General features: G+C 70.2%; 11 protein-coding genes and 1 tRNA gene. 6 read left to right on the forward strand and 6 right to left on the reverse strand.

Features of this window, described 5'->3' with window-relative positions:
- Positions 1-156: 156 nt before the first annotated feature.
- Positions 157-936, forward strand: coding sequence for an SDR family oxidoreductase (locus EKE94_RS08040; protein WP_127906068.1), 780 nt, complete (start codon positions 157-159; stop codon positions 934-936).
- 231 nt (positions 937-1,167) lie between these two features.
- On the opposite strand, the gene EKE94_RS08045 is transcribed toward EKE94_RS08040, so the two are convergent.
- From EKE94_RS08045 to fabI, 4 genes are all read right to left on the reverse strand, one after another.
- Positions 1,168-1,584 (reverse strand): ASCH domain-containing protein, encoded by a 417-nt coding sequence (locus EKE94_RS08045; protein ID WP_127906069.1) that lies wholly within the window; start codon positions 1,582-1,584, stop codon positions 1,168-1,170.
- A 146-nt stretch (positions 1,585-1,730) separates the two neighbouring features.
- Positions 1,731-2,237, reverse strand: coding sequence for a xanthine phosphoribosyltransferase (gene gpt / locus EKE94_RS08050; protein WP_127906070.1), 507 nt, complete (start codon positions 2,235-2,237; stop codon positions 1,731-1,733).
- A 7-nt stretch (positions 2,238-2,244) separates the two neighbouring features.
- Positions 2,245-2,859, reverse strand: coding sequence for a LysE family translocator (locus tag EKE94_RS08055; protein WP_127906071.1), 615 nt, complete (start codon positions 2,857-2,859; stop codon positions 2,245-2,247).
- Positions 2,860-2,872: 13 nt separating this feature from the next.
- A complete protein-coding gene (gene fabI, locus EKE94_RS08060) occupies positions 2,873-3,679 on the reverse strand; it encodes an enoyl-ACP reductase FabI (RefSeq protein WP_127906072.1) in 807 nt (268 codons plus the stop codon).
- 107 nt (positions 3,680-3,786) lie between these two features.
- Between fabI and pdxH the strand changes: the two genes are divergently transcribed.
- From pdxH to EKE94_RS08080, 4 genes are all read left to right on the forward strand, one after another.
- Positions 3,787-4,392 (forward strand): pyridoxamine 5'-phosphate oxidase, encoded by a 606-nt coding sequence (gene pdxH, locus EKE94_RS08065; RefSeq protein ID WP_127906073.1) that lies wholly within the window; start codon positions 3,787-3,789, stop codon positions 4,390-4,392.
- A 114-nt stretch (positions 4,393-4,506) separates the two neighbouring features.
- Positions 4,507-5,034, forward strand: coding sequence for a cold-shock protein (locus EKE94_RS08070; protein ID WP_127906074.1), 528 nt, complete (start codon positions 4,507-4,509; stop codon positions 5,032-5,034).
- Positions 5,031-5,555, forward strand: coding sequence for a DUF192 domain-containing protein (locus tag EKE94_RS08075; protein WP_127906075.1), 525 nt, complete (start codon positions 5,031-5,033; stop codon positions 5,553-5,555). The genes EKE94_RS08070 and EKE94_RS08075 overlap by 4 nt, the downstream gene beginning before the upstream one ends.
- A 41-nt stretch (positions 5,556-5,596) precedes the next feature.
- Positions 5,597-5,673, forward strand: a tRNA-Pro gene (locus tag EKE94_RS08080).
- Positions 5,674-6,684: 1,011 nt separating this feature from the next.
- Here the strand turns inward: EKE94_RS08080 and EKE94_RS08085 are convergent.
- Both EKE94_RS08085 and EKE94_RS08090 read right to left on the reverse strand, forming a co-directional pair.
- Complete coding sequence (locus EKE94_RS08085; RefSeq protein WP_127906076.1) at positions 6,685-7,458, reverse strand: alpha/beta hydrolase; 774 nt, start codon at positions 7,456-7,458, stop codon at positions 6,685-6,687.
- Entirely contained in the window at positions 7,458-9,566 is a 2,109-nt protein-coding gene (locus EKE94_RS08090) for a TonB-dependent siderophore receptor (protein WP_235855935.1), read from the reverse strand. The genes EKE94_RS08085 and EKE94_RS08090 overlap by 1 nt, the downstream gene beginning before the upstream one ends.
- Positions 9,567-9,725: 159 nt before the next feature.
- Here EKE94_RS08090 and EKE94_RS08095 point away from each other — a divergent pair, with 159 nt between their 5' ends.
- Positions 9,726-10,658: a helix-turn-helix domain-containing protein gene (locus EKE94_RS08095; protein WP_127906077.1), complete on the forward strand. Its 933-nt coding sequence runs from the start codon at positions 9,726-9,728 to the stop codon at positions 10,656-10,658.
- The last annotated feature ends 237 nt before the right edge of the window (positions 10,659-10,895 follow it).

Genomic DNA, 10,895 nt, shown 5'->3' on the forward strand with positions numbered 1-10,895 from the left:
AGGGCGCGTCGCTGTGCACCGACCCCTTCGGACGATTCGCGGCATCAGCCGGCTTCCTGCGTGGCAAACGCGGTGCTAGGCAAAGGGGGTGCAAGGCCGGGGCGGGCGCCGACATGGCGCGCCGCGGCAGGGACGACCGACAGGGAGAGAGACGACATGGATCTGGGGATCAAGGGAAAGCGCGGCCTGGTGACCGCCTCGTCCAAGGGGCTGGGGCTGGGATGTGCCCGGGCACTGGCCGCGGCGGGCGTCGATCTGGTGATGAACGCACGCGGGGCCGAGGCGCTGGAGGCCGCGGCCGATGAGATCCGGCGCGAGTTCGGCGTCGCCGTGACCACCGTCGCCTGCGACATCACCACCGAGGCGGGGCGCACCGAAGTGCTGGAGGCCGCGGGCGCGGTCGACATCCTGGTGACCAACGCGGGCGGGCCGCCGCCGGGCATGTGGACCGACTGGGACCGCGACGATTTCATCGGGGCGCTCGACGCCAACATGCTGACCCCGATCCTTTTGATGAAGGCCTGCCTGCCGGGGATGATGGAGCGGGGCTGGGGTCGGGTGGTCAACATCACCTCGCAATCGGTGAAGTCGCCGATCGGGGTGCTGGGGCTCTCGAACTCTGCCCGGGCTGGCCTGACCGGCTTTGTCGCGGGCACCGCGCGGCAGGTCGCGCCGCAGGGGGTGACGATCAACAACCTGTTGCCCGGCATCCACGATACCGACCGCGCGGTCTCGCTCGACCAGGGGGTGTCGCAGGCGCAGGGGATCAGCTTCGAGGACGCGCGCGCGCAAAGGATCAAGACGATCCCCGCCGGGCGCTACGGCAGCGCGGCCGAGTTCGGCGAAACCTGCGCCTTTCTCTGCTCGCAGCATGCGGGCTTCATCGTGGGGCAGAACCTGTTGGCCGATGGCGGGGCCTTCAACTCGACGCTCTGATCCCGGGAAACGGGGGGGCTCGGCGTGGTGCCGGGCCCCCGACGCGGGGTCCGCGTAAAGGGGCGTGTGGGATAAAGCCAAAGCGGACACCGCGTGCCCCTGGACGTTTCGCCGTCATGGGAGGGGACAGACCGCTGCGAAGAGCTGGACGGAGGACGCCCCTGCGCCCCCGACTGCGCCCCGGTCCACATCCTCGGTGGCGGCGGGCGGGGGCCGACCCGGCGGCGACCTTCAGCCCAGGTCTTCGATAAGCTCGAACCTTTCCCAGAGAAGCGGCATGTCGGGGGAATAGCCGCCGTTGCGGGCAAAGAAGTCGCGATGCCCGCGGCGCCAGCCGTCAAGCGTCTCGTCCTCGCCCTCGGCCAGTGCCATGGCTTCGGTCAACTCGTCGAACCGGCAGCGGACCAGCTCGCGCGTTTCGATGACCAGCGCGGGCGTGCCGTCCCACCTCAGCGCGATATCCCGGCGTCCGACCATCGGCAGGGGCTCGCCCGCCTCGAAATCCCGTATCGCGCCGCAGGTGGCGACCTTCTTCCCGGCGCGGACCAGGTCCAGCAGGGCGGCGCACAGGTCGGGGCCGTCGCCGAAGGTGAAGGTCTCCGCCCCCGGGTAGCGGCGTTTCAGGTCGTCGATGTCCGGCGCGGTCATTGTGACCTCGGCTCAAGCGCGGCAGCCCCGACGCGCGAAGGATGGCAGGGCGGCGAAGCCGGCGCGCCCCGAGGCGCGGGGCAGGACGACATCGGCCCATGCTGCGACAGGCGCGCGCCGGGGCTCGCTAAGACGGGCGGTGCGGGTCAGTCGCGGCCGCGGTAGGGCTCGACATATTGCAGGGCCATGTCCCACGGAAAGAAGATCCACGTGTCCTGGCTGACCTCGGTGACAAAGGTATCGACCATCGCGCGGCCCTTGGGCTTGGCATAGACCGTCGCAAAATGGGCCTTGGGATAGAGCGAGCGGACGAGTTCGAGCGTCTTGCCGCTGTCGACCAGATCGTCGACGACCAGGATGCCTTCGCCGTCGCCCATCAGCCCGGCGTCGGGGGCCTTCAGGACCTCGGCCGCCGCGCGGGTCTGGTGGTCGTAGCTTTTCACGCTGACGGTATCGACGGTGCGGATGCCCAATTCGCGGCTGACGATCATCGCGGGCGCCATGCCGCCGCGGGTGATCGCCACCACCGCCCGCCAGCCACCATCGCCGGGGCCGTTCCCGTCCAGCCGCCAGGCCAGCGCGCGGGCGTCACGGTGGATCTGGTCCCAGGAGACATGGAACCCCTTTTCGTGGGGCAGGCGCGTTTGGGTCATGGTGCAATCATCCTATCGCGATACGCAGTCCGAACATGGCGATCAGCCCGCCGAAGAGACGGTCAATCGTGGCTTTCGCCCGGGTATAGGCCGCCCGCGCCCGGCCCGTCGACAAAAGACGGGCGACGAGGACATACCAGAGCGTTTCATTGACGAAGATCACCGCCAGAAGCGCGCACAGCGCCAGCGGCCCGGCATCCGCGGGCACGAGGCCCACGAAGACCGCGCCGAAGAACACCGCGGGCTTGGGGTTGGCGAGGAAGGTCGCCAGCCCCAGCCGCACCGCGGCGGCGATCCCGCGCGGCGGCGCGTCGGGGTCGGGGCGGTCGATGGGGGCGTCGGCATGGCGCCACATCGAAATGGCGATCCAGATCAGAAAGGCGGCGCCGGCCAGCTTGAGCACGAGGAACAGCTGCGGCAGCACCTCGAACAGCACGGCCAGACCCAGCAAAGCCGCCGCGGCCCAGATCGCCGCGCCGATCCCGAACCCAAACGCCAGCGCGGCGCCGGTGCGGAACCCCTCGGACGCCGAGATCCGCGCCGACAGGACGAAGGAGGGGCCGGGGCTTATCGCCGCCAGAAGGTGGATCGCCGCGATCGACAGGAAGGTGGCGAGGCTCATCCCGGCCTCGCGCTCAGGCCTTGGTCACGTCGGGGGCGTCGACGGCCTTCATCCCGACCACGTGGTAGCCGGCGTCGACATGCAGGACCTCGCCGGTCACGGCCGAGCCAAGGTCCGACAGCAGGTAGAGCGCGGATTTGCCGACCTCTTCCTGCGTCACGGTGCGGCGCAGCGGGGCGTTCAGCTCGTTCCACTTCATGATGTAGCGGAAATCGCCGATGCCGCTGGCGGCCAGCGTCTTGATCGTGCCCGCGCTGATCGCGTTGACGCGGATGCCGTCCTTGCCCAGATCCTCGGCCAGGTAGCGCACGCTGGCCTCGAGCGCGGCCTTGGCCACGCCCATCACGTTGTAGTGCGGCATGACCTTCTCGGCGCCGTAATAGGTGAGCGTCAGGGCCGATCCGCCCTCGGTCATCAGCTTTTCGGCGCGCTGCATCACGGCGGTGAAGGAGTAGACGGAGATGTCCATCGACATGCGGAAGTTCGCGGGGCTGGTGTCGACGTAGCGCCCGCGCAGCTCGCCCTTGTCCGAGAACCCGATGGCGTGAACCACGAAGTCCAGCTTGCCCCAGCGCTCCTCGATCTGCGCGAAAAGCGCGTCGAGCGAGGCGGGGTCGCCCACGTCGCAGGGCACCACGAAGTCCGATCCAAGTTCCGCCGCCAGCGGCTGGACCCGCTTCAGCAACGCCTCGCCCTGGTAGGAGAATGCCAGCTCCGCGCCCTGGGCCGCCAGCGCCTTGGCGATGCCCCAGGCAATGGACTTGTCGTTGGCCAGACCCATGATAAGGCCGCGTTTGCCGTTCATGAGCTCCATCGCCATGGCCCTGTTCCCTGTCACCCGGTCTTTACAGTCGGGGTCGTTTAGGCGATTGCGTGAACCGCATCAAGGGCGGTTGGCGCGCCGACAGAAGAAGGACCGCGACGCTGATGGGCGAAGGTGACAGTATATTCGGGGCCGAAGATCCCTTTGACCTGACACGGACCTGGATGGCCGAGGCGCAGGCGACCGAACCCTCGGACGCCAACGCGATGTCGCTGGCCACCATCGCCCCCGACGGCATGCCCGAGGTGCGCATCGTCCTGCTTAAGGAGGTCGAGCGCGACGCGCTGGTCTTCTACACCAACTACGACAGCGCCAAGGGCCAGGCCCTCGCCGCGCACCCCGTCGCCGCGCTGAACCTGCACTGGAAGACGCTGGAACGTCAGGTCAGAGTGCAGGGCCATGTCGAGAAGGTCCCGGCCGAACAGTCCGACGCCTATTATGCCTCGCGCCCGCTCGACAGCCGGCTGGGGGCCTGGGCCTCGCAGCAGTCCCGCCCGCTCGATACCCGCGAAACTCTGATGGCCGGGGTCGAGGCGGCGCGCACGGCGCATGGCGAGGATCCCGCGCGTCCGCCGCACTGGGGCGGATACCGTGTCCGGCCCGTCAGCTTCGAATTCTGGGCGGCGGGGGCTTACCGCCTACATGACCGAGAACGCTGGACGCGCGGGGCAGACGACTTACTATGGCGCCGCCAGCGACTTTATCCGTAGTTTGCCGATCCGGCATTTAGTTCCAAGTTTGCCAGCCTGAGACAGCGTGCCGCGTGAGGCGCACCAATTATTTAACCGAGTACTCAAAGGGTTAAAAGGTATGGTAGGGTCCGAATGACCGAGGACAAAGTAACCCGGACCGTCAAGGGCCGGGTCAAGTGGTTTGATCCGGCGAAGGGTTTCGGATTCGTCGTGGCCGACGAGGGTGGCGACGATATCCTGTTGCATGCGAATGTTCTGCGCAATTTCGGCCAGTCGTCGGTGGCCGATGGCGCCTATGTCACCATCTCGGTGCAAAGTACCGCGCGCGGCGAACAGGCGGTCGAGGTGATGGCGCTGGCGCCGCCCGACCTCGAGGCCGAGCCGTCGGAGACCGGCGACCTGTCCGAGGGCTTGGTCGGCGGCCCGCTGGAGCCGGCGCGGGTGAAGTGGTTCGACAAGGCCAAGGGGTTCGGCTTCGGCAACGTCTTCGGTCGTCCGGCCGACGTGTTCATCCATATCGAGGTTCTGCGCCGGTCCGGTCTGGCCGACCTGCAGCCCGGCGAGGCCGTGGCGATGCGGGTGGCCGAGGGGCGCAGGGGGCAACTGGCGACACAGGTGACAACATGGGAAGCAGGCACGCAAGCAGAGGTCGTGGAATGAGCGGGCGCGCAGTGCGGGCCGCCGCGATCGCGGCGCTGGTCGCGGCATGCGGTCCGGCGCTGGGGCAAAGCCGCGCGGCCACCGTCGCCGATGCGAAAGAGGCGTCCGGGGCGGTCTGCGCGACCGACCGGGTCGATCTGCGCGGCGACTGGGGGCAGGCGCAGTTCCGCATCGAGATCGCAGACGATGCCGCCGAGCGGGCGCAGGGCCTGATGCACCGCGAAACGCTGGGGCGCAGCCGGGGGATGCTGTTCGTTTACGACGATCCGCGCCCGGTGTCCTTCTGGATGCGCAACACGCTGATCCCGCTCGACATGGTCTTCGTGGGTCCCGACGGGGTGGTGACGCGGGTGCACGAAAATGCGCAGCCGCTGGACGAAACCCCGATCGACGGCGGGCCGGGCGTGCTCGCGGTGCTCGAGATCAACGGCGGACTGGCCGGGCGCATGGGGATTGCCGAGGGCAGCCAGCTGCGCCATCCCGCTTTCGGGCCGGATGCCGCGTGGTCTTGCGACGACTGACCCTTTTCTTTGCCGCCGGGCTTGCGTATGGAGGCCCCTGTCGGGGCGTGGCGCAGCCTGGTAGCGCGGCGGTTTTGGGTACCGTAGGTCGTAGGTTCGAATCCTATCGCCCCGACCATTCCGGCAGCGCCCCCCGTGGCCCATGGCCCGGGGGGCGCCGCGGATCCGGCGCCGCCGATCTTTTTCTCCGAACTTTCCCGCCGATCCGTCCCGTCGCCTGAACCGCCGCCGCTCTGATCTCGTCCCCGGTGCTTTGTCAGGACATCCGCCCCTTCCGGGCCGCTGGAAGTCGGCCGCCAGAATTCGCCCGTCTGCAAAAGCCTCCGCCGTGGCGCATGGCGCTTGGCACGGAGATTCCGCACCCGCATCGCGAAGACGGGCGTATGCCGGCCAGCCTCGATCTCGATCGCATCGCGCAATTGGCTGCCGCCTGCGATGGGAGTGACGGTCAGTGTGGGGCGCCAGCTATGCCCCCCGCGCCACCTTCGGACGCGTGAAGGACATGGCGGGCGTCGTCGCACGCCCGCACCTCCATGTGGCGGTCTCGGGCGGGCAGGACGGCGGAAGGCGATACCATCACGGTAAACGCCGGGCCCCTCCGGCTGCGCCTCCGGGGCAGACCGTCCAGCCGCACGGAGGCCCCGCATCACGCGGGCCGGGGCCTCTTAGTCCGTCACAGGCGTCCAAAGCCTGCCGGGCGGCACCGGGTAGCCGAATTGGGTCCGCAGGGTCTTCACGACATCCCCAGCCTGCCGCGTCGACGGTGTCCTGCCGGAAGCACCCGGCGGCCCAAGCTTCGCCGTGACGGGGACAGGGACCCGGGCGCAGACCGCCGGGCAGGTTCGCCTCGGCCCCGATCCCGTCGGTATCGCGGTCGGCGATGGCGAGGCGCGCGCCCACCGCCCGCAGCCTTTCAACCATCACGCGGCCCATGCCGCCCGCGGGGCCGGTGACGCGGGCTGTCCTGCCGGAAAGCCGCATGTCCCTCGCCCTTGTTCGATGCCCGCACGACAGGGACAGGGACCGGGCGGCGCGGGGCCACGGACGTGCCGTCGGTAGGCGCTGCATGCCTCGGGGGTCGGCCCGCGCGGGACCAGGGGCGCGCGGGCGCCGGGGCCGACGCCGTGGTCTAGCCCTCGGACCAGAGGAACCCCACGGCGTCGGCCAGCAGGCCGGGGATCAGCGACCCGTGGTCTTCGCCCGGGACGATGCGGAACGTGGCGCCGGTCCGGTGCGCGGCATCACGGGCGCGTCCGATCATGTCGCGCCGGGCCATCTTCTCTGCACGCGCCGGGTTGTGCATGGGAGGGTGGGCGCCTTCCTCGCCGCCCACGGCGATCAGCACGTGGTCTCCGGGGTGCCGGGTCAGCGGCAGGTCCGGCACGGCCCAGACCGACGGGCTGCCCGCGACCCAGTGGCTGGCGATCCCCGGTCGCTCTTCCAGCGCATAAAGCACGAAGGCCGCGCCGAAGGAGTGGCCGAGGATCATCCGCCGGTCGGGATCCAGCGGAACGCGCGCCGCCACCCGGTCCACCGCGGCCTCGACCGTGTCCAGCATCTGGTCGCGGTGTGGACCCACCAGGTCGGCCTTGCGCGCGGGCTGGTCGATGAGGTTCTCCGTGGGGTAGCCCAGCCCGACCACGACGGTCGGGCGGACCCCGGTCACGCCGCCGCGTTGGGCCTGCAGGCCGGCGGTGTCGCGCAGCGTGGCAAAGGTCCAGCCCGCGTCCAGCGCCACGATCAGCCCGTAGCCCGCCGCGGGCGGCGGCGCATCGGGCCAGGCGATCACCGCCCGCCGGGGACCGAGGTCCAGCACCTCGGTTCCGGCGAGCGTCAGCGGATCGGCCGCAGCCGCCTGCGCGGGGCCGGCGAGGGCCAGCATCAGCGCCAGGACCCGCCGCATCAGAACCGCCGGGTCAGCGACGCGGTGAAGGTCCGCGGCGCGCCGCGGAAGTTGAAGAGGGCCGTGGATCCGACGCGGCTATAGTAGTCCTTGTCGAACACGTTCTCGACGCCCACGCGCAGTTCGGTGCCCATCACCTCGCGCCCGGCCGACAGGTCGACCACGCCGTAGCCGGGTGCCTCGACCCCGCGCGAGGATACGCCCGACTGCACCCGCAGCCGCCCGCCCAGGCTCCACCCGGCCAAGGGTCCGGTATCGACGTCGTAGACGGTCGACAGCTTCAGCATGTGCTCGGGCGTGACGGTGGAGAAGACATCGCTTGCCGCCGCGCCTTCGGTGATCTCGGTGTCGGTGTAGGTGTAGCCCGCCGCGACGTGCCAGACCGACGAGATCTCGCCCGCGGCCTCAAGCTCGATGCCCTGTGCGCGCACCTCCTCGTCGGCGACCGAGTAGTTTTCGCCCACGACCGCCTGCGGCCGGTTCACCTGGTCCAGCCGGAAATACGCGGCCGAGACGTTCAGCCCGTAGCCCAGCTCCGCCTTCGCGCCCAGCTCGACCTGGCGGCCCTCGACGGGGTCGAGCGTGGCTCCGTTCACGTCCACCGCCGTCTGCGGCTGGAAGATCTCGGAGTAGCTGGCATAGAGCGTGACGGGGCCGCTGACGTCATAGGTCAGGCCCGCGAAGGGGGTCAGGTGCGCATCTTCGCTGGCGCTGCCGGTTGTGGCGCCGCCGGTGGAGTTGGTCGCCTCGTACCACGTCAGCCGGGCACCGCCGATCACGGTCAGGTCCGCCGTCGGATCCAGCCGCATTTGGGTATAGAGCCCGGTCGCGCTGTACTCGGTCTCGTCCGCCGGGCCGAAGTCGAGCTCGGGCCGGGCGACGCCGCTGACGTCCCAGTCGTCGAGGTCATAGGTCCCCGCCAGCCGACCGCGCGCGGTCGTGACGGTCGAACTTACGTCCTGATGATCCACGCCCACCAGCGCCGTGCCGTTCATCCCGCCCAGCGTGAAAGGCAGCTCGGCATGGGCGTCGAGCGACAGCGCGTCCTGGTCGAAGCCGCGGCCCAGATAGGCCAGCCCCTCGATTTCATTGTCGGCATTGGCCGGGCTGCCGCCGTAAGCATAGAGGAAATCCGCGGTCTGGTCGGACTGGCGCGCCGAGAACTTCAGCCGCCCGCCCCCGGCCAGACGATGTTCGACGGCAAAGGTGTAATCCGTCACCTCGTTGTCGAAGTCGTTCCAGTCGGCCGCGGTCGTCGTCTCGGGGTCGAGCCACAGCAGGCTGCCGTCCTCGTAGGTGGGCAAGCCGTTGAACGGGGCGATGTCGCGCTCCATCCGGCTGGCCGAGAAGGTCAGCGTGGTGTCGGGCGTCACGTCCCAGGCCAGCGTGCCGTACCCGACGGCGACGCCGTTCTCCTGCTTGTCGACGAAACCGTCGCCCTCGCCATAGGCCAGCACCGCGCGGCCGCGCAGCGACCCGTCGGCGTTCAGGGCGCCGGTCACGTCGCCTTCGATCCGCGCGTGGCCATTGCTGTCGACGCTGCCCGTCACGTAGCCGCCGCGCTCGGCCTGTGCCTGCTTCAGCCGCATGTTGATCGACCCCGCGGGTTCACCCGTGCCGATGAACAGGCCCGAGGGGCCCTTGAGCACCTCGACATGGTCGATGATCGCCAGGTCGGGCTGGGTGCCGTAGATCGAACTGACCGGGGCGGGCAGGCCGTCGAAATAGAGGTAATCGAACTCGAACCCGCGCGAATAGATCGACGACCGCCCGACGTCGTTGTTCAGAAGCAGAAGCCCCGGCGCGTCGTTCAGCGCCTCTTCCAGCGCGGTATAGCCGCCCTCGGCGATCTGCTCACGCGTGACGACGGTGGTCGATTGCGGAACCTCGCGCCAGTTCATCGCGCTTTTCTCGCCGACCGAGACGAGATCGGTGGCGAAGCTGTCGCTGCCCTCGGTCTCGTAGCTGGCGCCCGGCAGCTCGATCCGGCCCAGCATCGCGCCGGCATCCGCGGCCTCCTGGGCGGTGGCGGGCATGCCGAGCACCGCCAGGACCGGGGCGACGCTGGACAGAAGCGCAAGGCGCAGGGGTTGGGCACGCAGGGGCATGGGGCAGGCTCCGGGGTTAGTTGACAATTTTCGTCAGCCTTAATACCCGGGCCGAGGCCGCTCTATCTCCCCCGCCTTCGCGGTGGCGTCAAAAGACTTCGCGGCAGCGTCAATTTCGCGGCTGATCCGCAGACCGCCCATGCCCGGACCACTGCCCCCATGTCTTTCGACCGGATGCTGACCACCTCGATCGACGATATCGCGACGCTGGTCGAGGCGCGGGGCGGCGACTTCGGTGCGTCCTGCAGCCGCGACACCCAGGTCATCGCGGGGCTACGCCGGACGCAGGGCGTGGCACAGGGAATGGCTTTGCGCGTGTCCGATGCCACGGTGCTGCGCCGGGTCGAGACCTGGGCGCTTTGCCCCGCGGGGGCGGTCCTGCACGTCACCTTCGCGGGGGCGCCACGGGCCACGATGAACGGCGTGCCCCTCGCGATGGAGCGGCGGGCCGGCGGCCCCGTGCGGCTGGTCGTCGTGGCCAACGACCATAGCGCGACGCTGCACCGCGTCCTGCGACCGGGCGAGGCGATGTGCAAGATTGCGCTGGCCGTCGGCCCCGACTGGCTGGCCGCACGCGGGCTGGACCTTGCCGCCTTGCCGCGCCGCGCCGGCGTGGCGCAGGGGGCGTGGACCGCGACGGGGGACGAGATCGCGGCGGCCGACCTGCTGCGCAGTCCCGGGGCGCAGGGCGATGCCGCGCGCGCGCTCGGGGCCGAAGCGGCGGCGCTGCGTCTTTGGGCCGGGGTGGCGCGGCGCCTGGCGCAGGCGGGCGGGGCGACCGAGACGCCGGGCGGCGACAAGCTGGCGCGGATGGAGCAGGCGGGCCTGCGCCCGGGGCCGATGCCCAGCCCGGCCGAGATCGCCCGCGCCGGCGGTGTCAGCCTGTCGACGATGCGCCGGCTGTTCCTCGGCGCCCACCGGCAGGCGCCCGCCGCCTACCTGCGCCTCAGGCGGCTGGAGCGGGCCCGCGCCGAGCTGGCCGCCGGTGCGCGGGTCGCGGATGCCGCGTGGCGGGCGGGCTATGCCCGGCCCACCGCCTTTGCGACCGCCTTTCGCGCGGCCTTTGGTCAGTCGCCGAGCGCCGCGCGCTGACGGCGCCATTGTTTCCGACTGGTGGACAAGTCGCGACCCCGGCCGCCGGTCGGGCGCGCGGTCTGCCTGCGACAGGGTGCCTGAAGCCCGGTGACGACTCACCGCGATGGCTTGAGGCTGGCACAACCTGGTGTGGGGCGGGGGCGTCGCGCCACGACATCTGCGCCGAAGCCTGTGGGCAACCCGACACGGTCAAACGCCGGGATCGCGGTGCTCGGCAAGCTTCCGCTGCGTCAC

Source organism: Mesobaculum littorinae, from assembly GCF_004011175.1.
Taxonomy (GTDB): domain Bacteria; phylum Pseudomonadota; class Alphaproteobacteria; order Rhodobacterales; family Rhodobacteraceae; genus Tranquillimonas; species Tranquillimonas littorinae.